The following is a 26,102-nucleotide window of genomic DNA, read 5'->3' as shown; positions in this document are numbered from 1 at the left end:
CGGAGAATCGGCATGGGTCTTGTGCAGGCAGTGGTGGGTGCGGTGGGGAGTGCGCTGGCGGACCAGTGGAAGGATTTCTACACGATTCCCGACGGCCTGCCGGCGACGGCGGCGTTGTTTGCCGCGGTACCGCGCGGCACCAATGCAGGTCGCGGCTCCAACACCCGCGGCTCGGAAAACATCATCACCAACGGCTCGAAGATCATCGTTCCGGAAGGTTACGGGCTGCTGCTTTTCCAGGACGGCGCGATCACCGGATTCGCCGCGGAGCCGGGCGGTTACGAGTGGCGCTCGGACCACCTGGATTCGCAGTCGATCTTCGCCGGCAATGGCATCGTCTCCCCGCTGATCAAGCAAAGCTGGGAGCGCTTCAAGTTTGGCGGCCAGCCCGGATCGCAGCAGGCCGCGTTCTTCGTCTCGCTGAAGGAACTGCCCGAGAACCGCTTCGGCACACAGTCGGAAATCTACTGGGACGACGGCTTCCTGGGCACCCAGGTCGGCGCGGTGACGCGCGGTTCCTACACGCTGAAGATCGTCGATCCGATCCTGTTCGTGAAGAATTTCGTCCCGGCGCGATACCTGCAGACCGGCGAGGTGTTCGATTTCACCGACATGGACAACGCCGCCGCCGGCCAGCTCTTCAATGAAGTGGTCGGCTCGCTCGCGCCCGCGTTCAGCCTGTACACCAACGATCCGGCCAAGGGCAATCGCATCACCAAGCTGCAGCAGGATTCGCTGGGGTTCGCCCAGAGCCTGTCGGCCGCGGTCGAGGACGCTTACCAGTGGAAGTCCGATCGCGGCCTGGCAATCGTCAAGACCGCCATTGTCTCCATCGAGTACGACGAGAACACGCGGGAATTGCTCAAGACCGTGCAGCGTGCCGATGCGCTGGCCGGTTCGCGCGGCAACTCCAACCTGCAGGCCAGCGTCGCCGCGGGCATGCAGTCGGCCGGCGAAAACAGCGGCGCAGCCGGGATCATGGGCCTGGGCATGGCGTCGGGAATGATGGGCGGCATGGGCAGCCTGCAGCAGCCGGTGACGCCCGCTGCCCCGGCGGCACCCGCCGCTGCCGACGATCCCATCGCCAGACTGACCAAGGCCAAGGAGATGCTCGACCTGGGCCTGATCACCCAGGCCGACTACGACGCGGCCAAGACCAAGGCGCTCGGTCTGTAAGCGGCGTTCCAGGAAGCGCCCATGTCCAGACCTGATAACTCCTCCGCGCCGGAGGCTGCGCCCACCGGTCCCGGCTCGCCGCGGGACGTGCCGCCGGCGCCGGGTAGCTTTCCGATCGATCCGGAGACGCTGCCCGACCCGATACGCGACGAGGTGCTGGCACCCGACCCCATCGCCATCGACACCTCGGCCGAGGAGCTCAAGGACGGCCTCAACCGCTGTCCGAAATGCGGCTCCACCGAGATCCGCCAGAAGCCCGGCAGCGACCTGCTCGTCTGCCTCTACTGCCGCAACGAATGGCACGGCCAGCGGGTGGAGGAGGAGTTCGGGCTCGGCACCGGGCTGGATGACCTGGAAGGCACGATCATCGCGTCGGGCGCGCAGAACATCGCCGCCGATGCCGCCAGCCTGATGAGCTTCAAGTGCAGCGGCTGCGGCGCCGAGGTCACGATCAATACCGACAACGCGATGACCGCGCGCTGCCACTGGTGCCGGCACGTCTTCGGCGTCAACGAGCAGGTGGCCAACGGTGCGGTGCCGGACGCGGTCCTGCCCTTCCACATCAAGAAGGACGACGCGGTCGCCCGCATCCGCCAGTTCGTGGACAAGCGGCGGATGTTCGCGCTGAAGGAATTCAAGGACGAGTTCACCCCGGAGAACGTCATCGGCGTGTACCTGCCGTACATGATCGTGGACGGCAAGGCGAGCGTGGATGTCGCCGGCAAGGGCGAGATCGAGACGCGACGCTATACGCGCCAGAACGGCAAGCAGAAGACGACCTACTACGATGCCGACGTCTACCAGGTCGAGCGGCATGTCGACTTCACGGTCGATGACCTGCCGCTGGAGTCTTCCACCGAGCGCGGCAACCTGGACACGGCCGCCAACACCAACAACATCATCAACACGATCCTGCCGTTCGATACCAAGAATGCGGTGAAGTGGAACGCGTCTTTCCTGTCCGGCTTCAGCTCCGAGAAGCGCGACCGCGACGTGGACCACCTGCACCCGCGCCTGGAGGATCAGCTGCTGTCGATCGCCCGCGCCCAGATCGAGACATCCGTGGGCCGCTACGATCGCGGCGTGCGCTGGGACGAGGAGGACGTGCAGGTGCACGGCTCGCGATGGGTATCGATGTACCTGCCGGTATGGCTGTACTCCTACCAGCAGCCCGGCAGGAACGGCGGCATGCTCCACTACATCGCCGTCAACGGGCGCACCGGCGAGACGATGGGCAGCGTGCCGGTGCAGCAGTGGAAACTGTTGCTGGCCGCGCTCACCGTGGGCACCTTCATTGAAGCCTTCGTCATCACTTTCCTGGCATTCGCATCATGAGCGACGACAGCGGGCTCTGGCTGCTCTCCCTCGGCCCCGCAGGCGCTGCGGGACTGTACTGGGCGCTCTACCGTTTCTACCGCAACACCGACAAGTCGCACGCGTTCGAGCACGAGACGGCGGTGGAGGCCAAGCCGGTGACCGGCTCCGACCACAAGATCAACGAGATCAAGGGCACGCAGCAGACCCGCATCACTGGCGACAACGTGCGGGCCTACCGCAAGCGCGTGCGCCGCCTGCGCCGTCGTAACCCCGGATAGCAGACCGATTAACGGACCACCCGCTACCCTGAGCCTCTTTGTGCAAACAGCGCGAGGCAATCATGGGACTTCTGGTCGACGGTCAGTGGCACGACAAGTGGTACGACACCGGGGACACCGGCGGACGCTTCGAGCGCTCCAAAAGCCAGTTCCGCAACTGGATCACCGCTGACGGCTCTGCCGGCCCCGACGGCAGGGACGGCTTCAAGGCCGAGAGCGGCCGCTATCACCTGTACGTGTCCTACGCCTGCCCGTGGGCACACCGGACGCTGCTAATGCGGGCGTGGAAGGGACTGGAGCAGCACATCGGGGTGTCGGTGGTCCATCCGCTGATGCTCGAGAACGGCTGGGAACTGCGCACGGATTTCGACGGCGCCACCGGCGACCCGCTGTACGGCTTCGACAAGACCTACCAGCTCTACCTCAAGGCGGACCCGCACTACAGCGGCCAGGTGACGGTGCCGACGCTGTGGGACAGGCAGCGCGAGACCATCGTCAGCAACGAGTCGGCCGACATCATCCGCATGCTGAACAGCGCGTTCGACGGCGTAGGCGCGCAGCCCGGCGACTACTACCCGGCCGACCTGCGCGGGGAAATCGATCGCATCAACGACACGGTCTACGAGCATGTCAACAACGGGGTCTACAAGGCAGGGTTCTGCACCACCCAGTCCGCCTACGACGAGGCGGTAACGGCGCTGTTCGCCACCCTCGAGGATCTGGAGCAGCGGCTTGGCAACAGCCGCTACCTGGTGGGCAACACCCTGACCGAAGCCGATCTTCGGCTATGGACGACGCTGGTGCGCTTTGATGCGGTGTACGTGACCCACTTCAAGTGCGACCGCAAGCGCATCGTCGATTACCCCAACCTCAACGGCCTGCTGCGCGACATCTATCAGATGCCCGGCGTGGCCGGCACGGTCCATATGGACCACATCCGCCACCATTACTTCCGCAGTCACCCGACCATCAATCCGCACGGCATCGTCTCGATCGGCCCGGAGCTGGATTTCAGCGCGCCGCACGACCGCGAACGGCTGGGCAAGCGGGAAATCCGGGGCACCTGAAGGAGAACATCATGTTGCAAGTACGCAAGGCCGCCGACCGCGGCGTCGCCGAACACGGTTGGCTCAGCTCGCGCCATACCTTTTCCTTTGCCGGCTACCGCGACCCGCACCAGGTCGGCTTCTCCGACCTGCGCGTCATCAACGAGGACCGCGTTGCGCCGGGCCAGGGTTTCGGCACCCACCCGCACAGCGACATGGAGATTTTCTCCTACGTCCTGGAAGGGGCGCTGGCGCACAGCGACAGCATGGGCACCGGCTCGAAGATCCTGCCTGGCGACGTGCAGCTGATGAGCGCCGGCACCGGCGTCACCCACAGCGAGTTCAACGGCTCCGATGATGAGCCGGTGCACTTCCTGCAGATCTGGATCATGCCTGCCCACTCCGGTGGCAAGCCGGTCTACCAGCAGCAGCACTTCAGCGAGGCGGACAAGCGCGGGCGCCTGCGCCTGATCATCTCCCCCGATGGCCAGGACGGCTCGCTGCGCATCCAGCAGGACACCCGCATCTACGCCGGCCTGTTTGACGGCGACGAAAGCGCGACCCTGACGCTGGACAAGGACCGCCATGCCTACGTGCATGTCGCACGTGGCAGCGTCGCCCTCAACGGCGAGAAGCTGGAAGCCGGCGACGGCGTGCGCATGCGCAAACCCGAAACCCTGACCCTGGGCGGAGGCAAGGATGCCGAGGTGCTGGTGTTCGACCTGCGCCCGCACGAACTGCCGCAAATGCCATGAGTACGATGAAGGTCTGGTCGTTTGACCGCTACGGCCCGCCTTCCGCGCTCCAGCTGCACGAGCGCGACCTGCCCCAACCCGGCCCGGGCGAAGTCCTGGTCAAGGTGGCCGCCACGGCCATCAATCCCAGCGACGTCAAGAACGTCTCCGGGCATTTCAAGGCCAGCACGCCACGCGTCCCGGGTCGCGACTACGCCGGCACCGTCGTCGCCGGCGACGGTCGCCACGGCGAGGAAGTCTGGGGCAGCGGCACCGGCTTCGGGGTCGCGCGCGACGGCGCGCATGCCGAGTACCTGCTGATGCCGTCGGCATGGGTCAGCCGCAAACCGGCGCAGCTCAGCATGCAGCAGGCCGCCGCGATCGGCGTGCCGTATCTGACGGCCTGGTCTGCGCTGGTCACCGCCGGCGATATCCAGCCCGGGGAGACCGTACTGGTCACCGGCGTGTCCGGCGCGGTTGGCCGTGCGGCAACCCAGATCGCACACTGGAAGCAGGCGCGGGTGATCGGTGCATCGCGCTCGATGGACAACCCCTCGGGCGCGGACGCCGTCATCGATACGACCCGACAGGACCTGGCCGCCGAGGTCAAAGCGCTCACCGATGGCAACGGCGCGGATCTCGCGCTGGATGCCGTCGGTGGCGAGCTCTTCGAGCATTGCCTGCACGCCCTGCGCCGGGGTGGACGCCAGATCGCCATCTCCAGCAATCCACAGGTGGTCAGTTTCAACCTCGTGGACTTCTACCACGGCGTCAAACGCCTGATCGGTGTCGACAGCATGGGCCTGAGCGGGCCCGATATCGCCGCCTTGATGGACCTCTTGCGCGCCGGCTTCGAAGACGGCGCATTGCAGCCGCCCGCCGTTCAGACCTGGTCATTCGATCAGGCGGTTGATGCCTACGAGGCCGTCGCCGTGGGCGGAGCGCCGGTCAAGCATGTGCTGCTGACGTAGCTGCACCCACCAAGGCGGGGGCCAGTCACGACCGGCACCCGCCGTCGTTGGGGTTCACTCCGACACGCGATCCTCGTGGCGCCCTTCCGCAAACTCCTCGACGATCTTCTTGCAGAACGCGGGAAGGTCATCCGGATTGCGGCTTGATACCAGACCCTTGTCGGTCACCACTTCCTCGTCGACCACGTCGGCACCGGCATTGCGGAGGTCGGTACGCACGCTCGGCCACGCCGTCATGCGGCGGCCGCGCACCACATCGGCTTCGACCATTGTCCAGGCACCGTGGCAGATCACCCCGATCGGCTTGCCACTGCGGGTGAAGTCGCGCACAAACGCCACCGCGGCCTCATCCAGGCGCAGGGTGTCGGGATTGGCCACCCCGCCCGGCAGGATCAGCGCGTCGAACTCGTCGACAGTGGCGTCGGCCACGAGGCCGTCGACCTTGAACCGGTCACCCGGCTTGTCGTGGTGCATGCCCTGGATTTCGCCATCCTTGATGGACAGCAGGCGGGTCGTTGCACCGGCCTGCTCGACGGCCTTTTTCGGTTCTGTCAGTTCGACCTGTTCAAAGCCATCGGTGGCAAGGATGGCGACGGTCTTGTTGCGCAAAGCGTTACTCATGGGGCCTCCTGCAATTCTGGCGACGCGGCGGTATGCCACGTCCGGAGGCACTACTTTGGCGCCTGGAGCGTTCGCGATGGGTGACTGAAACCTAGCCGTAGCGCTCGCGATGCCGCTTGAGCGTTCCGGCGACCTTGTCCAGTGCCGCCTCCATTTCCCTGCTGAAGCCGCCGACTGGCAGGTCGCGAACGGCCGAGTGTGCCGCGCAGACCACCGGGGTATCGGCCCATCGGGCGGCAAGGCCACGCGCCCACGCCGCATAGTCATCGGCGGCGCCGGGCGCCGGGATCAGCGCGCGCGACAGCATCGGGTGCATTCGCAGCGAGGACTGCGGCAACAGCGGCCGCAGAAACCCGGGCGCCGCCATGACGTTGAGCGTGTCGTCGACGTGCACGACGCCGCTCGGGCGATGGCGCACCAGCACCGAGGCCACGTGCACCCGCTCATCGTCGGTGACGAACCCGACCCCATCCGGCACCGAAAGATCGAACAGGTCGGCCAGAGGATGATCCTCTCCCCACTCCTCCACCGGAGTGCCCGACCACGGCAGCGTCGGCGTTTTCTGGCGATGTCGCGCGGTGCCATACAGCGTCGCCGACGGAAAAAGCCGTTGGGTCGCCTCCACGTGCAGCGTGTGGAACGGGTGCACGTGCACCACCGCATCGACGAGTTCGCCACCGTCGGTGAGGGCCAGCATGGCGTCGCGCTGGGTATCGTCGGGATCACACCCGTCCACGATCACGAAGCGTCCGTTTTCCCGCTTCACCAGCGACATGTGCGTGCCGATATCCAGCAGGCCCGCGACGCGGTGTACACCCCGGATATTCCAGAAAGTTTCAGCGAGTTTTCTCATCCGCACAGCATAGGCGCGCCGCGTGAAGGCTCAGGTCACCCGCTCGCCCGCCGCCACCCGCGTCATGGTCATATGGTTGGGGTCGGGCTGGATGAGTAGACGTAGTCGGCCCTCGTCACGGCTCACCCGCAACTGGCGGTGCCGGGCCAGATAGGCGACCGCCACCGCGGCCGCCGCCAGTCCCGAAAGCGCGCCGACGCCCATCGCCCAGCGCGCGCCAAAGCGATCCACCACCCACCCCACCAGCGGCGCACCGAGAGGTGTGCCACCCATGACCACGGCAATGCGCAGTGCAAGCACGCGGCCGCGCATGCTGCGTTCGGTGGTGAGTTGCATCATCGAGTTGCTGGCGGTCATGAACATCAGCGCCGCCAACCCGACAAAGAACAGCACCACGGCAAACAGGATCGGACCGGGCATCACCGCAGCCACCACCATGCTGACGCCGAACGCCGCTGCCGAGACCGCCATCAGGACCATCCCGGGCACCGGTCGTCGGGCCGACAAAAGTGCACCCGTCATCGTGCCCACAGCCATCGCCGAGGTCAGCAGGCCGAACTGGCTGGCATCGCCGCCAAACTCCTTCACCGACATGGTGGATATGAAGATGGCAAAGTTGAAGCCGAGCATGCCCAGCAGGAACAGCATCACCAGTACCGCCATCAGATCGGGGCGGTTCCACACGTAGCGAAAGCCGGCCAGCAGGCTGCCACGCTCACGCTCGGGCCGCGCTTCGGAAAACAGCTCGTGCACGCGGATGAACCACAGCGAGAGCAGCACCGCCGCATAGGAGCCCGCATTGATGACGAACAGCCAGCCCTCCCCGACCGCGGCGATCAGGACGCCGGCTGCAGCGGGGCCCAGCATGCGCGCCGCGTTGAACGAGGCCGAGTTCAGCGCCACCGCGTTGGCCAGGTCGTCATCACTGACCAGATCCGAGACGAACGCCTGCCGGGCCGGGGCGTCGAATGCCGTCACGCAGCCCAGCAACAAGGCAAAGCCGTAGACGTGCCAGAGCTGGATGACGCCGGCCAGGGTCAGCAGGCCCAATCCAAGTGCCAGCAGCCCCGAGATAGCCTGCGTGGCGAGCAACAGCTTGCGTCGGTCCCAGTGGTCCGCGGCAAAGCCCGTCAGCGGCAACAGCAGCAGCGGCGGCCCGAACTGCAACGCCATGACCGTGCCCACAGCAGTGGCGTTGCCATCGGTCAATACCGTCAGCACCAGCCAGTCCTGGCCGATCCGTTGCATCCACGTGCCAACATTGGATACCAGCGCGCCACCGGCCCACAGCCGGTAGTTGAAGATGCGCAGCGAGTGGAACATCTGGTCCAGATGGCCGCCTACGACCATCTCAGGGGCCCCACGTCAGCGTTGGCAAATCTCATTTCGCACCGGCATTTTCACCAGCTCCAAGGACGAGGTCAGCGCTCAGGGTGCCGACGGCGCAATCAAAGCGACGCGAAACCCGGAAGGTCCGGCTCCTCAGGCCTCCGGCAGCGCCCGGAACTCATCCTGGCCCTGCGTCGCCAGACTGACAAAGTAGATCGCGGCCCACGCGGCGGCAAAGCCCGGGATGATCTCGTAGATGCCCGGGCCACCCAGGAAGCCCACATCCCAGCCCATCAGGATCCAGCCGATGACCGTGGCGGCACCGACCACCAACCCGGCGACCGCCCCGGTTCCGGTCATCCGCGGCCAGGTCAGGGAGAGCACGATCAGCGGTCCAAACGCGGCGCCAAACCCGGCCCACGCATGGCTGACCAGGTCCAGGACCTTGGAGTCGGGATCCCACGCCAGGAACGCGGCGACGATGCCCACCAGCATCACGCTGATGCGGCCCACCAGCACCGTCTCCCGGTCGCCCGCGTCCTTGCGCAGGAACAGCCGGTAGAAATCCTCGGTCAACGAGGACGACGCGACCAGCAACTGGCTGGAAATCGTGCTCATCACCGCAGCCAGCAGCGCCGCAAACAGGAAGCCGGTCACCAGCGGGTGGAACAGCAGGTCGGCCAGCACGATGAAGATCGTCTCCGGGTCATCCACCACCAGCCCGTTACGGAGTGCATACGCCCGCCCGAAGATGCCCAGGCTGATCGAACCGAGCACCGAGATCGCCATCCACGACATGCCGATATTGCGGGCCCGCGGCACGTCCTTGACTGAGCGCAGCGCCATGAAGCGCACGATGATGTGCGGCTGGCCGAAGTAGCCTAGCCCCCACGCGATCGCCGACAGGAAGCCGATGACCGACAGCCCGGAGAACCACGACAGGTACTCCGGTCCCAGCACCGACAGGGTCTCGCGCGCCTGTGACAGCCCGCCGCCGCCCGGGCCCATCAGTACCACCACGGGCATGATGATCAGCGCCAGCATCATGATCACGCCCTGCACGAAGTCGGTCAGGCTGACGGCAAGAAAGCCGCCGATGACGGTGTAGGCCAGCACCACGCCAAGCGTCAGCGATACGCCCACCGCGTAATCGCTCATGGAATTGAATTGCAGCACCGCGCTGAACGCACTCTGGGCCAGCTTGCCGCCCGCCACCAGGCCGGAGGCCGTGTACACCGAGAAGAACACCACCACGATCAGCGCCGAGACCACGCGCAACGCCATCGCGCGGCTGGGGAATCGGTTGGAGAGGAACTGCGGGATCGTCAGGCTGTTGTCGTAACGCTCGGTCTGCTCACGCAGCCGGGGCGCGACCACGATCCAGTTCACCAACGCGCCAAGCGTCAGGCCGATGCCGATCCACGCCGATACCAGGCCGCTGATGTAAAGCGCACCCGGCAGGCCGAGCAACAACCAGCCACTCATGTCGGAGGCGCCGGCGGACAGCGCCGCAACGGCCGGTGAGAGGCTGCGTCCGCCCAGCGTGTACTCCTCCGAGGAGGACGTGGAATTGCGGTAGGCGTAGAAGCCGATCCCCAGCATCAACGCGAAATACAGACCCAAACTGATCCAGACACCAATCGCCATAAAACCCCACTTCCCACTGCGCCGGGCAGACGCCCGCAAACGAGGCAGTCAATCACATCGCGTGCACACGACGCAAACGGCACCGCCGTATCGTCCGCGTGCGAAGTTCACCGAGGCCTAACCCGCGCCCGCCGATTCTGCCAACACCTCCCTACAGGTGATCGCCATGCCAAAGAACATCGAACCCGGCTTCATGATTTTCCTCGCCGACGGTCAGAGCGCCGCCGGAGCCGTTCGCGAAGTCAAGGATTCAGGCGGGCTCGTGGTCAACGTCGAGAACGGTGGCGACTTCGACATCGCCGCTGACGCGGTGAGTGACGTCCACGAGGGGAAGGTGATCCTCCGCCTCGATCGCCTGCCCGACTCGATGCAGGAGGCGCTGCGGCATCTCCACGACGCGGAATACCCGATCTACCGCGCGGACGACCCAGCCCAGGGGACGCCGGAAGACCCGGCAATGAGAGACGAGGAAGAGTAAGCGCCCGCGCTCCGCGCGACTCCCGACCTCTTTGGTGGACCGACCCCGATGTCCGGATCACAGTCGATCCCGCGGCCAACCGGACCCGATACCTTCCAGCGCGAGCTGTGGCGCGCCCTGCAAGGCTGGTCGCAGCGCCCGCAACGCACCGGGTCGACCTGGATTGCCTAACGCGACCGTCCCACTGGACCGAGACGCAACAGCCCTACATCCCCAGCACCTCGCGCCCCTGCTTGAACACGATGTCCACCGGGATGTTCTTCCGCGCGATGCGGTCGAGGTCGGACTGCAGCTGCGGGCCGATCTTGCCGTACTGGTCGAGGAACGCGCGTGCGCCCGCGTAGTCGCCGTCACCCTGCAAGGTGAGGATCTTCGCCGACAGCGCGTCCACGGCCGGCTTCATCGCCGCGAAGTCCACGCGGTAGTGGCCGCTGTCCGGGTCGCGGCTGAAGGCGCCCTGCTCTTGCAGGAAATTGAACGCGGCCATGTTGGCCTGCCCATGCGCGCTGGTGGCGCCGAAGCGCACCGAGCGGAAGATGCCGGCGAGGAACGTCACGTAGTTGTCGTCCAGCCTGGCCGCGTCCAGCTCACCCATCGCGCCCAGCTGGCCAATCATGTACAGGCCCAGGATGTCGGCCTTGCCTTCCTCGAAGCCGCTGGCCAGATCTGTCAGCGCCTCGCGCACCGTGCCCTTGCCGTCCAGCGTGTTCTTGATGCCCAGGCCGTGGGCGACCTCGTGGAACATCACGTTCTCGAAGAACGCGTCAAAGGTGATGTGCTCGCGTTGGTCCGGCACGATCAGCTCGTCGGCGATCGGCTCCAGGATGGCGTCGAACTTGGCGCGCATCGCGTTTTTCAGCTGCAGGCGGCGCGAACCCTTGGCCAGCTGAACCTGCTCGTCGTTGGGCAGGTTGATGGCGATGGTCTTGGCGCCGGCGTTGGCGTCGCCGCCGTAGTAGATCGCGTCATAGGCGTTGAGGTCGGCGTCCGAGCCGGGGGTTTCGGCCTTGTACCTGGCGGCCACCGGCAGCTCGCGCTGCAGCGCCGGGAGGAACTGCGCAAACTTCGCCAGACGCTCACTCCACTCCACGTCCTTGACCAGCACGAACGCCTCGAACGCGGCCTTGGTGCCGTACAGCGCGTCCTGGTAGCTCTCGATCGGCCCGATCACCACGTCGATCGGGCTGGTCTTCATGTCCATCCACGCCATGTCACTGGCCCGGTAGTCGCCGCTGAGCAGGGCGTCCGCACGCAATCTCAGGTAGTTGCGGAGGCCGGCATCGGTGGCGACCGTCGCCGCCTGCCGCAGCAGGTCCGCGGCGCGACCCAGCCCGGACGCATAGGCCTCGTGGTACGGCACCACCACCAGCTCGCCGGCGTCATCACGCCGCACTAGCGTGTACTGGCTGTCCTTGCCGGGCAGGTCGGCGGCCTCGAACTCGGCCTTGGTCATGTCGGCGGGATAGAAGCCGGCACCCGGTGAGCGCGGTCCCACCCCTTCGACGAAGGGCGCGTCGCCATCCAGTCGATCCCAGGGCCCGTAATTGATCTCCACGAAGCGGCGCGTCGCCGGATCGCTGATCCCCTCCAGCAGCGCGTCCTTGTCCTCGACCACCTGCTTCCAGAACAGGTCGTCCATGATCTGGCCCGCCTGCAGCAGGTAACCGATGGCCTCCCGGTCGCCCTCGGCCAGGTGCGAGATGTCGGCCTTGAGTTCGAACTCCTCGTACGCGGCGACCCTGGCGGCGATGTCGGATGAAGCGTCGGCCGCTGCCTGTGTGGACGCGGCAGCCGCGGTGTCGCTGGCGGTCTTCGGCTGGCAGGCGACGGCAGACAGTGCGAACACGAGGGCAAGGGTCAGGGCGCGCAGTGGCATGGAAAGGCTCCGAAGGGGATCAAGCAAGCATGCCAGCCCACACGCACTGAATGCTGGCTCTACAGGGAATCGAGTCGGTCAATCTCCCGTGCCGCCAGCGATGCGGCAGTCTCCAGCAGCGCTGCGTAGCTTTTACGGCCAGGCCCGGCATCCTTGGCCGCCGCCTCCAGTCCGGTGACATACGCCGACAGCAATTCGCGTGCGTTGTACTGATCGGCAAGACTGGCAACGGTATTGGCGACCTCGTTGCGGAGGTGCCAGTCGACGGTGATACCCGTCTGGGCCTGATTGGCAAGATCGATGACCCTCAGGAAATGCGGCGTAATCAGCCCGACGATCGTTGTTTTCATCCGCTCAACCCGATGTGCATGCAACGCAGAAGATACCCGACGCGCGACGGCATGGGATCCGCAGATCAGGGCGAAGCGTGCCTCCAGTGCTCCGGAACCGTTCCTGTTTTCCGCATTCGCAGTCATAATTCAGATCGGCCCAAGCCATACAGCACAGGTCAAGGACAGCGGAAGTCGACATGTTTGAAAGGTTCCAGCGGAGTTGGGAGCTGGTCAAGCCCAGCGTGGGTGTCCTGATGACGGACAAGCACCTCTTGGTGTTCCCGCTGCTGTCGGGGATTTGCATGCTGATGGTGTTTCTGACGTTCCTCCAACCAGCCATCTCGATGGGAGTGCTTGAAGCGATCGCCGAAAAAAGGCCACTTCCCAGCGCCGAGGCTTATGCGCTGCTATTTCTGGTGTACTTCCTGACCTACCTCGCCATCACCTTCTTCAACTGCGCCCTCATCGGAGCGGCGATGATCCGATTTGAAGGAGGCGAGCCGACCCTGGCGGATGGCTTCGGCATCGCGATTGAGAAGCTGCCGGCCCTTTTCGGTTTTTCGTTCATATGTGCCGCGGTCAGCGTCGTCTTGCAGGCCCTTGAGGAAAGGGTTGCGCCGCTGGGACGCCTTGTCACCGGACTGATTGGATTGACCTGGACGGTCAGTTCATTCCTCGTGATCCCCGTGATCATCAAGCGCGACGTCGGTCCGATCGATGCACTCAAGCAAAGCGTGGAAATGCTCAGGTACACCTGGGGAGAAAACCTCATCGGACAGCTCGGCTTCGAGATGGCAACGTGTGCCGGCTGCAGCGTGGTCACATTCGCGGGCCTGACGGTCTATATGTCCGGCGCAATCGAGATGTTGACGATGATCCTTTTGATTTATGCCGGACTGTTGCTGGTGTTTGTGTCCGTGACGGCCGTGAAGGCGATCTATTCCGCCGCCCTCTATCGCTACGCCACGCAGGGAGACGCTGGGGAGTATTTCGAAAATGACGTACTTGCGCGCGCGTTCGCTGGAGCGCCGTAGCCGCCAGCTCGTTCGTTCACGAAGCGCATCAAGGGCCTCCTGACGACAAGGAGAGCAGGTCCGCCACCAGCCCCCGGTAAGCGGATTCGCGCGCCGCTGGTGGCTGGCGAAGCACCCACGCCGGATGCACGGTGGCCATCGCGCGCACGCCGTTGCCCAGGGTGTGCCAACGGCCCCGCTCCTGCGTCAGCTTGAAGGCATTGCCGAACACCGCTGCCGCAGCGGTAGCGCCGAGGCACACCACGGTGTCGGGACGCACGGTGGCCAGTTCCTGCTGGAGCCAGACGTGGCAGGCACGTACGTGGCCGGCGTCAGGCCTCTTGTGCAGCCGCACCTTGCCTCGCTGTTCGAAGCGGAAATGCTTGACCGCATTGGTCAGATACGCCGCCGCCCGGTCGATCGTGGCGTCGGCAAACGCCCGGTCCAGCAGCGCGCCGGCCGGGCCGACGAACGGTCGACCGGTCAGGTCCTCGGCGTCGCCGGGCTGCTCGCCAATGAACATCAAGCGCGCGTCCTCCGGCCCCTCGCCCCACACCGTCTGAGTGGCCGGTTCCCACAGCGGGCAGCGACGGCAGTCCGCTGCCTGTGCTGGTGCTTCCGCCAGACTGCCCACGTCGACCGAGGCCGGCGTCGGCCGCGCGGGAATGCGGCGTCGCGGCTGCTGCGCCTCGCGTTCGGCCATGTCGCGCACCCGGCTACCGGCCTCGCGCAGCAGTGATGGCAGCAGCGCCGCCTCGGGCAGACCCTTCCAGTATTTCTGCGGCATCTCCTGCCGCATTATCGTCGGGTTGAGCCGGGCCGGATTGAAGATGTTGGCGTAGTAGGTGAGCCACAGGTCCTCGCGCGCATCCTCGGCGGGCGCGTCGGCGCGCACGCCGCCCGGCCCGAAGTCCAGCGCCGCCCCATCCCAGCGCACGCTGCGGTACGGGGTAAGAATCGCCCAGCGCATGCCGGCAAAGCGTTTGGCGAAGAACGGCGCGACCCGGTCAAGGATCCAGTGGTCGGGCTCGAACCAGGCCACGTAGGCCTCCTCGCCCTCGCGGATCTGCCGGAAGCGCACAAACGCCTTCATCTTGTGGGTGTCACGCCGGACCGCGGCTGCCAGCGCCGAGGCCGCCACGACGTCGGGGTCGGTGGCGCGCTCCAACAGGCGGCGTTCGCCCTTGACGATGCGCCACAGCAACCGGTACAGCAGGCCATGGCGATTGGGGTCGCGGTGGCACAGCACCGCCCCCGCCAATTCGATGAACCGGCCGGGCACGACCAGGCCCGTGCCGGCTTCCGGCGCATCCGGCAGCGGCGCACCCAACAGCCCCTGCTGCGCGCCCCCGTCCCATTGCAGGTCTTCCGGCGGTACGCCAGCGGCGAGTGCGGCCCGCGCCTGTCCGCGCCACGCGTCCAGACACCATCCCGGCTCCATCTGTGTGCGAACCATGCCTGCGCCGCTCAGCCGAACAGTCCGGCCTGCACAGGCGGAGGGGCGAGCCGTGCGCGCAGCCGCACCGGGTCATCCAGTTGCCGGCCCGGATGGTGATCCAGCAACTGCACAAACGGCAGCAATTTGGTGATGGGCGCACGCAGCCGCGCCAGGTCGGCCACCCGCAGACCGCCGCTGCGGCGCGACTGCACGATCCGGCCCACGTTGCGCGTGCCCAGCCCCGGCACGCGCAGCAGCATTTCGCGCGGCGCGTGGTTGATGTCCACGGGGAACTGCTCCGGGTGGCGCAGCGCCCATGCCAGCTTGGGGTCGATGTCCAGATCGAGCATGCCGTTGCCGGCCCCAGTCGTGCTGTCCGGCGGCGCGATCTCATCGACCTCGAAGCCGTAGAAGCGCAGCAACCAGTCGGCCTGGTACAGGCGGTGCTCGCGCGCCAGCGGCGGCGCCACCAGCGGCAGCCGCGACGACGCGTCCGGGATCGGACTGAAGGCCGAGTAGTACACCCGCCGCAGCTGGTAGTTGCCGTACAGATTGGCGCTGGACTGCAGCACGCTGCGGTCATTGGCGTCGTCGGCGCCGATGATCATCTGGGTGCTCTGACCGGCTGGGGCGAACCGAGGTGGCTTGGCCGAACCGCGCCGCACCGCCTTGCGCGCCGCCTTGCCCTCCTCGATCCGCCAGCGCACCTCGCCCATCGCGCCGCGGATCTTTCCCAGGTTCTTCTCCGGTGCCAGCGCGTCCAGCCCGGCCTGGGTCGGCAGCTCGACGTTGATGCTGAGCCGGTCCGCGTAGCGACCAGCCGCGGCAAGCAGTTCGGGCGCCGCATCGGGGATGGTCTTGAGGTGGATGTAGCCGCCGAAACGGTGGTCCTCGCGCAAACTGCGCGCCACTTCCACCAGCTGCTCCATGGTGTAGTCGCCGCTGCGGATGATGCCGCTGGAGAGGAAGAGGCCCTCGATGTAATTGCGCTTGTAGAAATCCAGCGTCAGCCGCACCACCTCATCGGTGGTGAAGCGTGCGCGCCGCACGTTGCTGGACACCCGGTTGACGCAGTACACGCAGTCGAAGACGCAGAAGTTGGTCAGCAGGATCTTCAACAGCGACACGCACCGTCCGTCCGGCGTGTACGAGTGACAGATGCCCATGCCGCCCGTGCTGCCGACGCCACCGGTCTTGAGCGAATCCCGCTTGGCCGCCCCGCTGGACGCGCAGGACGCGTCGTATTTGGCCGCATCGGCGAGCACGGCGAGTTTCTCGGTGACGTTCATCGCGCGAGGATCGGCGCTGGCAGTCTCATTGGATGAGACGGCAGTTGAACGGTTCAGTTGAAAGGTCGATCGGTCGATCCATCCGCCGGGCTGGCCAGCGCAGCGATGTCCTGTCCGGCAGCGTTCCGACGTAGTAGGGACTAAACCACAAGGAGCGAGCATGAACTTAGGAGTGCATGGGCAACGCATTGATTCGACACCACGCAAGCGCCGGAGACATTGTCTGCCGGTGCTGGCGACCTGTTTGGCACTGGCTTCCGTCGCTGGGAATGCCCTGGCTGACGATTCGGGAGAGGTTCCCACCGCGACCGCAAGGTCAGTCATGGCCGAGGTGCTGCAAAGCCGAGGCCTGACGCCGCCGGCCAACTCCGGGCTGTCGATGGGCGACTATATCGAGAGCAACGCCGGCCAGGCCGGCGAGCGCAGGGTCTGGGTCTCGATCGGTCCAGAGGGGAACATTATCCCCGGCGCCGAGTGGCGCGACGGGCATAAGGAGTACTGCAAGCAACGGGCACGGGAGACGTTACAGCCTGCACAGCGGATCCGTTTCAAGTTGAACCGGCTGACGGAAGCCGTCGCCGGGAAGACCCGCTACCAGTACTTTGTCTTCGGCGGGGTCATCGACACTGCCACCGGCTCCATCAACCATCAGCAGGAGTGGGAATCCTCGGTCATGCAGGACATCGGCGCGACGTCCGGTGTCCGCGAAAGCCCGGACGCCGGTGCGCTGTTCGCACTGATGAGCGAAGCCATGGACGGGATGCCGCTTAAGCCGCGCGCAATGGTCGGGCCGTGTGGCGAGATCCGTCTGGAACACGTGTCGGGAAGCCAGGTGGGCGAGCCGATCGTTTTCCAGGCCGGGTTTCAGGGCAGCTACGGTCGTTACCTGAACTACACGTGGGACTTCGGCGACGGATCCGCGCCCGAGGACATCGGCAAGCGCGCCCAGCACGTATATGCCCGCAACGGCACGTATCCGGTGACCGTCACGGTGGAAGGCAAGGACATCGAACCGGCCAGCAAGACGCTGGAGGTAGTCATCGGCGGCAGCCTGGCACTGAACTTCTCTTCGCGCATCGAAATGCGCGCACCCGGCGATACCCGGATTGTCTCGAAGTTCGAGTCCGTGGTGCCGCTCTCGATCTCATCCGACGGCACCTTCCAGGGCAGCGCCCCGCTGCGCAACGTCGAGATGTCCAACTCCGCCGCGGACCGGATGGTGACCGCGCTCGGGTGCACAGTCACCCCTCGCGACGGCGTGCTGGAGGCGCGCGCAACACTGCCGGACGTGTCCGGCAAGACGGCCGGCGGCACAGAGGTATCTGTGACGATTCCACATGACCGTTCGCGGCCCATCCAGGAGGCGGTACCCGGCGCTGAGGTGCGCTGCCCGAACCTGGAAGGCAATCCTGTCGGCCCTCTGATGAGGCAAGCGGTTGCCGGCATCGGCGCGTCCTGGTGGACCAGCTTTGTCGCCTCGCACGAACGCGAGGTGCAGGCGGATGGGTCGTTCCATTTCAGCGAATGGGAAGCCACGGACGACGCCGGCGTCATCGCGCGCAAGGTGTACCGCAACACGCTCACCCTGGAAGGTCCGTCCAGCGTCAACGAGGTCACCACACTGGAGATCCGCGCTGGCTCCGGAACGACCGCGCCCGACGATACCGCAGCAATGTAAGGCTATTCCGCGTCGGCGTGCAGCATGGCGAAGGTGCGGACGGAACCGGAAAATTCCAGGCATGGAGCACCCACCATGGGGATGAGAATAATGAAAGCACTGCGAGACAAACTGGGCCCTGCCCACCCGCGACGGGAGCGTTCCAGCCTGAAAATCGCGACCGTGCTGCTGGCGCTGACGCTCGCCGCGCCGCCGGCATCGGCCGACAACGGCGTCAACGTCGTGCTGGCCAGGAAAGCCCTGTTGGCTGAGCTGCAAAGCAAGGGCCTGGCGCCCGCCGGCGAAGCCGGGCTGGACCTCGAGGACTACATCGATGCCGACAGGATCACATACGAGGGCGAGTCGGCTGCGAGCGCGCTCCTGACGCTGCGCTTTGACCCTGACGGCCACATGCTGCCGAGCAAACGATGGATGAGCCGCCATGCCGGCTACTGCGGCAGTCGCGACAAGGAGTCCGCGAAGCCGTCGCGTTCGGTGACAGTAAAGATCATCCGCACCAGCGAGACCGCGCCGATCGAAAGCATCGCGGGCATGGACGGCGAGGATAAACTCGTCACGCGATACAACTATTCCGTGCACGCCCGGGAGAACGACATCGTGGACGGGAAGCTGCATATCCGCGCAGCCCATGACGTTGAATCGACGATTGCCTACACACGCGGGGTCGGCAAGGCCAAAGGAAACAATCCGGATACGAGCGAGCTTGACGGGCTTGTCAGTGAATCGCTGGCAGGACTCGGCGCCACGCTCGGCTCGCCCACCGGGCCATGCGGAGACGAAGTCGAAGAGCACGACGATACCGGCGCCATCCAGCCGCTGGACGGTACCTGGATCGTCACCATGAAGAGCATCGATACCGCTTCGTGCTCGCCAATGATTGCCAAACAGCTGCGGCCCGCCGTGGAATCCCAGATCGGCAGCCACGGCAGCCAGGACCTCACGTTCGACCGGCCCTTCCATCCCCAACCGCTGATGCAGAAAGGTCCGGACCTTGACTGGGACCGCACCGGCCTCAACTCATGGCATGCATTGCAGGCTCAGGCCCCGTCCGCGGCGATGACCTTTGACGTCAACCTGGATATCGAGGTGATGTCTGCCACGCACATCGCGGGGGTCCAGAAGCAGCACGTCCGCGCCCCGCCGAAGTTGAAGCAACTGATGGGCGACCGGTTCGATTGTGACGTTACTGCGCTGTTCGATTACAGACGGGTAGAACAGCCGAATTAGATGCGGGCACGTCAATCGCGACACGTTCGCAGGTAAGGCGGTCAGCCGCGGATCTCAGCGTCTCACGTCCCCGGCCAGGTCCCGCGGATCCCGCCGCAGCGCGGCCGGTTCCACCCATTCCTCCAGGCTGCTTTCCCGCTCACTGGGCGACATCGCCGAAAACTGCTCCAGTTCCGCCAGGGTCGGTTCCACCAGCGCAAACGTCAATCGGACGCGGTACGGTGGCTCCACGCCCAGAGCCGCCGCGGCCGCATGCAAATCACCCGCCCGGATCAGGATTCGGCGCTCCTGATCTACGGCCCGGTAGCCGTATTCGTTGTCCCAAAGTGTCTGCGTGCGCGCACTCTTGCTATCCAGCATCAGGAGCTTCAGCTTGTAACGGTGCGGATAGGAGCCCGAGGTGCGTACATGCACGTCGAAGTCGCGGCCGTTTCCATTGCGGAACCACTGCATCTCGTCCAGCCGATGAATATCGGCGATGACCGCTCGCGGATCGCCAGCAGCCCACTCGTGCACCCGCCGCTCGCACGCCTGGTGCGAGAGCGCAGACCCATCGAACCACCTTGACTTGCGCTCCCTGACCTCTGCGCACAGCGTCACGTCCCTGTAATTCAGGGCAAGGCGGTCGAAGCAGGATGAGCGCGCAAACCCGGTCTGCATTCCCGGCGGATTGAAGACCAGACCCGTGAAGTACTCATCCGGATCAAGGCCCTGGCACCGCGCCAGCTCGGCGGCCTTTCGTTCGCAGACCTTGCAACTGAAGCCGTCTGCGTCATCGGGTTGATCAGCGGCCTGCAACGGAGAGGCGACCCCGGCGGCCAGGATCATGATGGGGGCGAGTAATGACCGCAGCATTGAAGGACTCCGGGAGGGTCGCGTGGACGATACCCCACTCGCGCACCGGGGCGACGACTGAAGGTTGGATCCCAGTCCTCCATACACGCGTTGGCTACGCGGCGTCGGCCAAGGTGCGTCCATGGAAATATTCGACCAACCTTCCCCGCCCTGGTGGATCGTCCAACGCGGCGACGATCCCATCATTGCCACCGCGATCCACGACGGCCACAGGCTCGGCGCGCAGGCCGCCGCAGCGATGGCGCTCGACGAGGCTGGCCGCCTCCGCGAGGAAGACCCACACACCGGGCAGGCGATCGTCGACATCCCGACCCACGTCATTGCGATGCGGTCACGCTTCGAGGCCGACCTCAACCGCGGCCTCGACCAGGCCGTGTACCTGGACCCGAGCCAGTCCTGGGGGCTGAAGGTCTGGCAGACACCGCCCGAGGGTGAGCTGCTGCGCGACCTGCAGGAGTACCACCGCGGCTTCTACCGGATGATGGGCGAGCTGCTGGACAGCGTGGTCGCCCGCCACGGGCGCTTCGTGCTGCTGGACGTGCACAGCTACAACCACCGCCGCGACGGCGCCGACGCACCACCGACGGCGCAGGAGGATGCGCCGGACGTGAACATCGGCACCTTCTCGATGCCGCGCGACCGCTGGGCGTTCCTGCTCGACCCGCTGATGCAGTCCATGGGCAGTTTCGACTTCAACCAGCGCCGGCTGGACGTGCGCGAGAACATCGCCTTCCAGGGCAAGGGTGAACTGACGCGCTTCGTCCACGAACGCTACCCGGAGACCGGCTGCGCGATCGCGCTGGAATTCAAGAAGTTCTACATGGACGAGTGGACCGGCCGCCCCTATCCGGACGAGCTCGCGGCGATGCGTGCGTTCATCAACCACACCGCCGCGCAGGCGCGCGCCTTGCTGGCGGGTGCGGCTTGACCGACAACGAGCCGGTGCAGCAGCCGCCCTCACCGGACCTGGGTGGCGAGCACGCCCATCGCCGCAAGTTGGATGGCGGCGGGAGGGTGCACATCGACCGCCCGCTGCCCTTCCTGATCCTGGCCGGGCATCCGGATGAGCCCTTCAGCCTGGCCCGACGCGTCGCCTCGATCAGCGCGGCCAGCGTGATCTGGCCCCAGGCCGGCGGCGAACTGGCGGTGGCCGGCGCAGCCGCGGAAGTGACCCTGCTGCTGGACCATCTCGCCGATGCCTATCCCAAATTCCTGGTGATCGCGCTGCACGACCTGCCGCGCGATCTGAGCCTGCACGAGGAAAGCCCGCGGCTGGAACCGTTCGAGTTCGTGCTTGCCGCCAGCGCGGATCCCGCCGCGCAGGACGTCGTCGACACGATGCATTCCGCGCTGTCGGAGCTGGAAATCGACCTGCGCGTGCCCCAGTTTCGCACGCAGCCCCTGCCGCCCTTGCCGCCCGCGCTGGCGGAGGCGCTGGACGGACGGGACGGGATTTCCGTGCTGTCGCTGGGCATCCCGCAGATCCACCGCATTCCCGGCGACCCGCGTCGCATCTATCCGCAGATCTACCACCAGGTCGAGAGCGCTATCCACGATGCCCTGCTGCAGGCGGCCGCGCACTTCATCGAGCTGGCCGAGCACGAGGACGACGCGGACACACCACGCCCGCACCACCGCTCGCTTGGTCGCCGGCGCTTCGTCAAAGCGGCAAAGCGTGCCGACGAGGCGCTGGCCAACATCAGTGCCTCGTTCGACTTCCTGCTCGGCATCTCGCCGATCAACACCGTGGAAGCGTTCGAGGCCTTCGAGGCGGGCAAGCGGAGCACGTCGCCGGACTTCCACTACCGTCCGTTGCCGATCAGCCCCGATGTCGTCAAGCGTCGCCTGTACGACATCGACCTGCGCGCGGTCGAGGACCCGGTGATCGAGGAGCTGTTCAACGAGAAGCGGCTGGAGCTGGACCAGCAGCTGATGATGCTGCAACGGCGCAACACCCCCGCTTTCCGCCATGTGTCGCTGATCCAGTACGGCGGTGTGGAGCCGGAACTGCTGGAGGTGGCCAACAGGCTGCTGGAGGCGTTCGCGCCCGGCAGCGAGGGCAGCCGGGATTACGTCGATGCCGAAGGCGTCCAGGCCGCCGCCGAGCGGATCCTCGCGCGCTACACCCGGCGCACCCCGGCTTTCGCCATCGCGGAGACCTGCCTGCGCGCGGACACCGGTCCCGGGCTGATGGTGTCCGGGCGTTCGCTGCTGATCTCCACCGCCACCCGCGTCCCGAGCGCGCGGGTGGACCCCCTGCTGCAGCATGAGATCAGCGTGCATGTGCTCACCTACATCAACGGCAGCCAGCAGGGGCTGGGCATTTTCGGCGCCGGGCTGGCCGGCTACGAAGGTCTGCAGGAAGGGCTGGGCGTGTTTGCCGAGTTCATCGTCGGCGGCCTGACCGTGGCGCGTCTGCGGCTGCTCGCCGCCCGCGTGCTGGTGGTTCACGCGATGCTCGAAGGCGCCGACTTCATTGCCTGCCATCGCCTGCTGCAGGTCGAGCACGGTTTCTCCAGCCGGGGCGCCTTCAACATCGTCGCGCGCATCTTCCGCTCCGGCGGCCTGACCAAGGACGCGATCTACCTGCGGGGCTTCCGGCAGGTGTTGCGACGCGTCGCCGATGGCCTGTCCCTGGACCCGCTGTGGTACGGGAAGATCGCCGAACACCATGTGCCGGTGGTGGAGGAACTGGAGGCGCGCGGCATGTTGCGCCCGCCAGTGGTCACCCCCGAATTCCTCGACCGCCCCGATGCCCAGGCCCGATTGGCCCGCCTGCGCGAAGGACACTCTTTCATTGACCTGCTAAAGGAACCCTCCCCGTGCTGATTGCCTTCTACGTAAACTCGATCGAAGACGAATACCCGCGCTACACCACCACCGTGCTGGCGCACGAGGCCTCGCGCCGCGGCCACGAGGTCTGCTACATCACCCCCGGCGATTTCGTCCTCAGCCCGGAAGACACCCTGCAGGTGCACGCGCGCAGGATCCCGGCCGGCAAGGGCAAGACGCGCAGCCGCGAGGAGTTCTTCAAGGCGCTCAAGAGTGCCGGCAAGAAGAGCACCCTGATCAACATCGACGAGCTCGACGTGCTGATGATGCGCAGCGACCCGTCCAACGACGCGGTGGATCGCCCGTGGGCGGAAAAGATCGGCATCCAGTTCGGCCAGCGCGCCGCCCATGCCGGCGTGCTGGTGCTCAATGACCCGGACACGCTGACGCAGGCGATCAACAAGCTGTACTTCCAGTCGTTCCCCCGCGAGGTCCGCGCCAAGACCCTGATCTGCCGCAACACCAACGACATCAAGGCCTTCGCCAAGGCCAACGGCGGCAAGGTGGTGCTCAAGCCCCTGCAGGGCTCCGGCGGCCAAGGCGTGTTCGTGCTCGATGCCAAGTCCGCCGGCAACCTCAACCAGATGGTCGAGGCGATCGAGCGCGACGGCTACATCATTGCCCAGACCGTGGTGCCCGAAGCCGACAAGGGCGACATCCGCATGTTCATGATGAACGGCTACCCGCTGCAGATCGACGGCAAGTACGCGGCGATGCGGCGGGTGGGCGCCGAGGACGATGTACGCAGCAACATCCACGCCGGCGGCACCGCCAAGGCGGTCAAGATCACCGACCGCGAACTGCGCCTGGCCGAGCTGATCCGCCCCAAGCTGCAGGCCGACGGCATGTTCCTGGTGGGCATCGACATCATCGGCGACACCATCCTGGAGGTGAACGTCTTCTCCCCCGGCAACCTGTTCAGCTGCAGCGAGATGGCTGGCGTGAACTTCGCCGCGAAAATCATCGGCTCGATCGAACGCAAGCTGGAGATCCGCGACGAGTACCCGGGGCACTTCACCAACGCGGCGTTGGCGGTGATGTAAGCCCGGGCGCGGGCCGTCTGCGCGCGCAGCATCTCCACCATTTCCACGAGGACGGTCCGCCTTACGCCAGATATTTCTCGAACCAGCCCAGCGTCCTCTCCCAGGCCAACGTGGCCGCGGCCTCGTCATAGCGCGGCGTCGAATCGTTGTGGAAGCCATGGTGGGTGCCTGGGTAGACGTAGGCTTCGTAGGTCTTGCGATTGGCCTTCAGTGCGGCCTCGTAGGCGGGCCAGCCCGCGTTGACCCGCTCATCGTTTTCCGCGTAATGCAGCAACAGCGGCGCCTTGATCGACGGCACTTCTTCCGCGCGCGGCTGGCGCCCGTAAAACGGCACCGCTGCGGCCAACTCCGGGTAGGCCACGGCGGCCGCATTGGCCACGCCGCCGCCGTAGCAGAACCCGGTAATGCCCACCTTGCCGGTGGTGCGTCCATCCGCCAGCAGGTATTCGATGGCGGCAAAGAAGTCGTTCATCAGCCTGGTCGGATCCACCTTGGCCTGCAGCTCGCGGCCCTTCTCGTCGTTGCCCGGGTAGCCACCGACCGAACTCAGCCCGTCCGGCGCCAGAGCGATGTAGCCCGCCTTGGCCACCCGTCGGGCCACGTCTTCGATGTACGGGTTCAGGCCGCGGTTTTCGTGCACCACCACCACGCCCGGTAGCGCGCCCTTGGCGTTGGAAGGCTTGACCAGATAGCCACGCACCTGGCCGTGGCCCCGCGGCGAGGGGTAGCGGATGTACTCGGCGACGATGTCCGGGTCGGTGAATTCCACCTGGGTGGCCATCGCGTAATTGGGACTCAGCGAGGCGAGGATAGTCGTGGCCGACATCCCGGCCACCGCGAATCCTGCCGCACTCTGGAGGAACTGACGCCGGTCGATGCGGCCATGCACGTAGCCGTCATACAGCTCCAGCAGTTCAGGCGCGAAATCCTTGGCAGTCAGGCGGTTCATGGGCGGCTCCAGCGGAGGGTGGACGCGCCGAACATAGCAACCCGGCGGTTACAAAGGCACGACGACCCTGTCCCCGCCCGTTTCTGAGCCCAACTCAGAATGGATTGAGCGTATAGCCGGCTTGCTGCAGCTGAGCATGCGCAGTCATCGCCGAGAGTGCCACGGTGACGCCCGGCAGCAGGTCGTCCGCGCGGATGTCGCGGGCGACAGCGGTCTGGCCGCATAGCTGGATGCTGACGCCGGCCTCTTGGAGTGCCGCGATCAGGCCGGCATTGGGATTGACGCTGCCGAACTTCGCGTCGCTCGTCAGATCAATGGCCGCACCGCCGTGAACGACCATGGCGAGCTTCAGATTTTCTTTCGGCACGCCTGCGGCCACGTGCATGTTGATGAAGCGTGCGGCGCTTTCCAGCTGTCGGTTGAGCTTCTCCGGCTCTGCCGCAGTGGCCACGTCAAAGGCGACCTGGAAGCGGGTTGTCGTGAATGGCGAAGGCAAGGTCAGCGTGGCCCCGGACGCGGCGATCGTCACCATGGTGGCGCGGCATCGCGCCGCCAGCCCGGGCGAGGCCAAACGCGCGGTCGATCGAGCGGTGGATGCACTCCTGAAGGCAGCTCCGGGATTCAACCTGGCGACGGATGAGATCAGTGCTTCAGATCTCGCGCTTCGAGAGAACATCGACTACGACGACAACGACCGTCCCCTGCCGGTAGCCCACGTCGCCACTCGCGAAGTGAAAGTCAGGCTCAACGATCTCGACCAACTGGGCGCCTACATGGACGCGGCACTGGCGGCGGGGTTCACGGAGATCTCGAACGTCAGCTTCAAATCCAGCAAGGAGGCAAGCTTGCGTGAAGAAGCGCGAGCCCGCGCGGTGGCCGAAGCCACGGAGCGCGGCGACGGGCTGGCGAGGGCGTTCGGCGGAACGCTGGGAGCCGTTTACAGCATCAACAGCGTCAATTCAGCGCAGGCGCACGGGTACGGGAACACAACGCTGGACAGCATCCAGATCACCGGATCGCGCTTGGAGAGCGGGCGCTATCTGCAGCCGACCATCGACTTCTCGGAGCGGGTGTCGGCAGTGTTCGAGATTTCGCGCTGAGGTGTGCGGTCCAGCGCCAA

The 26,102-nt window shown here is 65.9% G+C and carries 26 protein-coding genes; 15 read left to right on the top strand and 11 right to left on the bottom strand.

The window, feature by feature from the left end:
* Positions 1-12: 12 nt before the first annotated feature.
* The 6 genes from INQ42_RS05565 to INQ42_RS05540 all read left to right on the top strand — a co-directional run bounded on the left by INQ42_RS05565 (position 13) and on the right by INQ42_RS05540 (position 5,522).
* The gene (locus INQ42_RS05565) at positions 13-1,176 is read left to right on the top strand and encodes an SPFH domain-containing protein (protein WP_194035502.1); all 1,164 of its coding nucleotides are present in this window, start codon (positions 13-15) and stop codon (positions 1,174-1,176) included.
* A 21-nt stretch (positions 1,177-1,197) separates the two neighbouring features.
* Positions 1,198-2,511 (top strand): TFIIB-type zinc ribbon-containing protein, encoded by a 1,314-nt coding sequence (locus INQ42_RS05560; protein ID WP_194035501.1) that lies wholly within the window; start codon positions 1,198-1,200, stop codon positions 2,509-2,511.
* Positions 2,508-2,771 (top strand): hypothetical protein, encoded by a 264-nt coding sequence (locus INQ42_RS05555; RefSeq protein WP_194035500.1) that lies wholly within the window; start codon positions 2,508-2,510, stop codon positions 2,769-2,771. The genes INQ42_RS05560 and INQ42_RS05555 overlap by 4 nt, the downstream gene beginning before the upstream one ends.
* A gap of 62 nt (positions 2,772-2,833) precedes the next feature.
* Positions 2,834-3,838 (top strand): glutathione S-transferase family protein, encoded by a 1,005-nt coding sequence (locus tag INQ42_RS05550; protein ID WP_194035499.1) that lies wholly within the window; start codon positions 2,834-2,836, stop codon positions 3,836-3,838.
* An 11-nt stretch (positions 3,839-3,849) separates the two neighbouring features.
* Positions 3,850-4,572 carry a pirin family protein gene (locus tag INQ42_RS05545; protein WP_194035498.1) on the top strand — a complete coding sequence of 241 codons (723 nt, stop codon included), beginning with the start codon at positions 3,850-3,852 and terminating at the stop codon, positions 4,570-4,572.
* A complete protein-coding gene (locus INQ42_RS05540; protein ID WP_194035497.1) occupies positions 4,569-5,522 on the top strand; it encodes a quinone oxidoreductase family protein in 954 nt (317 codons plus the stop codon). Before INQ42_RS05545 ends, INQ42_RS05540 begins: the two co-directional genes overlap by 4 nt.
* 54 nt (positions 5,523-5,576) lie before the next feature.
* On the opposite strand, the gene INQ42_RS05535 is transcribed toward INQ42_RS05540, so the two are convergent.
* The 4 genes from INQ42_RS05535 to putP all read right to left on the bottom strand — a co-directional run bounded on the left by INQ42_RS05535 (position 5,577) and on the right by putP (position 9,972).
* The gene (locus INQ42_RS05535; protein ID WP_194035496.1) at positions 5,577-6,143 is read right to left on the bottom strand and encodes a type 1 glutamine amidotransferase domain-containing protein; all 567 of its coding nucleotides are present in this window, start codon (positions 6,141-6,143) and stop codon (positions 5,577-5,579) included.
* Positions 6,144-6,234: 91 nt separating this feature from the next.
* Positions 6,235-6,996 carry a hypothetical protein gene (locus INQ42_RS05530; RefSeq protein ID WP_194035495.1) on the bottom strand — a complete coding sequence of 254 codons (762 nt, stop codon included), beginning with the start codon at positions 6,994-6,996 and terminating at the stop codon, positions 6,235-6,237.
* A 30-nt stretch (positions 6,997-7,026) separates the two neighbouring features.
* Entirely contained in the window at positions 7,027-8,346 is a 1,320-nt protein-coding gene (locus INQ42_RS05525) for an MFS transporter (RefSeq protein ID WP_228064446.1), read from the bottom strand.
* A 132-nt stretch (positions 8,347-8,478) separates the two neighbouring features.
* Complete coding sequence (gene putP / locus INQ42_RS05520; protein ID WP_194035494.1) at positions 8,479-9,972, bottom strand: sodium/proline symporter PutP; 1,494 nt, start codon at positions 9,970-9,972, stop codon at positions 8,479-8,481.
* A gap of 166 nt (positions 9,973-10,138) precedes the next feature.
* Here putP and INQ42_RS05515 point away from each other — a divergent pair, with 166 nt between their 5' ends.
* Positions 10,139-10,450, top strand: a complete 312-nt coding sequence (locus INQ42_RS05515) for a hypothetical protein (RefSeq protein ID WP_228064445.1) — start codon at positions 10,139-10,141, stop codon at positions 10,448-10,450.
* A 48-nt stretch (positions 10,451-10,498) separates the two neighbouring features.
* Positions 10,499-10,621: a hypothetical protein gene (locus INQ42_RS13005; RefSeq protein WP_282435700.1), complete on the top strand. Its 123-nt coding sequence runs from the start codon at positions 10,499-10,501 to the stop codon at positions 10,619-10,621.
* Between the two features lie 34 nt (positions 10,622-10,655).
* Here the strand turns inward: INQ42_RS13005 and INQ42_RS05510 are convergent, their stop codons facing one another.
* Positions 10,656-12,326: a dipeptidyl-peptidase 3 family protein gene (locus INQ42_RS05510; RefSeq protein ID WP_194035493.1), complete on the bottom strand. Its 1,671-nt coding sequence runs from the start codon at positions 12,324-12,326 to the stop codon at positions 10,656-10,658.
* 59 nt (positions 12,327-12,385) lie between these two features.
* The gene (locus tag INQ42_RS05505; RefSeq protein WP_194035492.1) at positions 12,386-12,802 is read right to left on the bottom strand and encodes a hypothetical protein; all 417 of its coding nucleotides are present in this window, start codon (positions 12,800-12,802) and stop codon (positions 12,386-12,388) included.
* Positions 12,803-12,855: 53 nt separating this feature from the next.
* Between INQ42_RS05505 and INQ42_RS05500 the strand changes: the two genes are divergently transcribed.
* On the top strand, positions 12,856-13,692 hold the full coding sequence (locus INQ42_RS05500) for a DUF6159 family protein (RefSeq protein ID WP_194035491.1): 837 nt from the start codon (positions 12,856-12,858) through the stop codon (positions 13,690-13,692).
* A gap of 28 nt (positions 13,693-13,720) precedes the next feature.
* Here the strand turns inward: INQ42_RS05500 and INQ42_RS05495 are convergent, their stop codons facing one another.
* Positions 13,721-15,127, bottom strand: coding sequence for a UdgX family uracil-DNA binding protein (locus tag INQ42_RS05495; RefSeq protein WP_194035490.1), 1,407 nt, complete (start codon positions 15,125-15,127; stop codon positions 13,721-13,723).
* An 11-nt stretch (positions 15,128-15,138) separates the two neighbouring features.
* Positions 15,139-16,398, bottom strand: coding sequence for a putative DNA modification/repair radical SAM protein (locus tag INQ42_RS05490; protein ID WP_194035489.1), 1,260 nt, complete (start codon positions 16,396-16,398; stop codon positions 15,139-15,141).
* 322 nt (positions 16,399-16,720) lie between these two features.
* On the opposite strand from INQ42_RS05490, the gene INQ42_RS05485 reads away from it, so the two are divergent.
* Together INQ42_RS05485 and INQ42_RS05480 are read left to right on the top strand one after the other, a co-directional pair.
* Positions 16,721-18,076 carry a PKD domain-containing protein gene (locus INQ42_RS05485; protein WP_194035488.1) on the top strand — a complete coding sequence of 452 codons (1,356 nt, stop codon included), beginning with the start codon at positions 16,721-16,723 and terminating at the stop codon, positions 18,074-18,076.
* 90 nt (positions 18,077-18,166) lie between these two features.
* Complete coding sequence (locus tag INQ42_RS05480) at positions 18,167-19,303, top strand: hypothetical protein (protein ID WP_194035487.1); 1,137 nt, start codon at positions 18,167-18,169, stop codon at positions 19,301-19,303.
* 54 nt (positions 19,304-19,357) lie between these two features.
* Here the strand turns inward: INQ42_RS05480 and INQ42_RS05475 are convergent, their stop codons facing one another.
* A complete protein-coding gene (locus INQ42_RS05475) occupies positions 19,358-20,131 on the bottom strand; it encodes a hypothetical protein (protein WP_194035486.1) in 774 nt (257 codons plus the stop codon).
* A gap of 148 nt (positions 20,132-20,279) precedes the next feature.
* Here INQ42_RS05475 and INQ42_RS05470 point away from each other — a divergent pair, with 148 nt between their 5' ends.
* Genes INQ42_RS05470 through INQ42_RS05460 form a run of 3 tightly spaced genes read left to right on the top strand, consistent with a single transcriptional unit; the run spans position 20,280 to position 24,033 of the window.
* Positions 20,280-21,086: an N-formylglutamate amidohydrolase gene (locus INQ42_RS05470; protein WP_194035485.1), complete on the top strand. Its 807-nt coding sequence runs from the start codon at positions 20,280-20,282 to the stop codon at positions 21,084-21,086.
* Complete coding sequence (locus tag INQ42_RS05465) at positions 21,083-22,987, top strand: flavohemoglobin expression-modulating QEGLA motif protein (protein ID WP_194035484.1); 1,905 nt, start codon at positions 21,083-21,085, stop codon at positions 22,985-22,987. Before INQ42_RS05470 ends, INQ42_RS05465 begins: the two co-directional genes overlap by 4 nt.
* Positions 22,981-24,033 carry a glutathione synthetase gene (locus INQ42_RS05460; RefSeq protein WP_194035483.1) on the top strand — a complete coding sequence of 351 codons (1,053 nt, stop codon included), beginning with the start codon at positions 22,981-22,983 and terminating at the stop codon, positions 24,031-24,033. Before INQ42_RS05465 ends, INQ42_RS05460 begins: the two co-directional genes overlap by 7 nt.
* Positions 24,034-24,094: 61 nt before the next feature.
* Here INQ42_RS05460 and yghX read toward each other — a convergent pair whose 3' ends face one another.
* Both yghX and INQ42_RS05450 read right to left on the bottom strand, forming a co-directional pair.
* Entirely contained in the window at positions 24,095-24,982 is an 888-nt protein-coding gene (gene yghX, locus INQ42_RS05455) for a YghX family hydrolase (RefSeq protein ID WP_194035482.1), read from the bottom strand.
* 94 nt (positions 24,983-25,076) lie between these two features.
* Positions 25,077-25,514, bottom strand: coding sequence for a DsrE family protein (locus INQ42_RS05450; protein WP_194035481.1), 438 nt, complete (start codon positions 25,512-25,514; stop codon positions 25,077-25,079).
* Here INQ42_RS05450 and INQ42_RS05445 point away from each other — a divergent pair.
* On the top strand, positions 25,486-26,082 hold the full coding sequence (locus INQ42_RS05445) for an SIMPL domain-containing protein (protein ID WP_194035480.1): 597 nt from the start codon (positions 25,486-25,488) through the stop codon (positions 26,080-26,082). The two genes, INQ42_RS05450 and INQ42_RS05445, sit on opposite strands and share 29 nt — an antisense overlap.
* Positions 26,083-26,102: the final 20 nt, after the last annotated feature.

The sequence above is a fragment of the Lysobacter avium genome (genome assembly GCF_015209745.1).
In the GTDB taxonomy this organism is placed as follows: domain Bacteria; phylum Pseudomonadota; class Gammaproteobacteria; order Xanthomonadales; family Xanthomonadaceae; genus Novilysobacter; species Novilysobacter avium.
The sequence above is the reverse complement of the archived record's forward strand: the minus strand, read 5'-3'. Positions and strand labels throughout refer to the sequence as shown.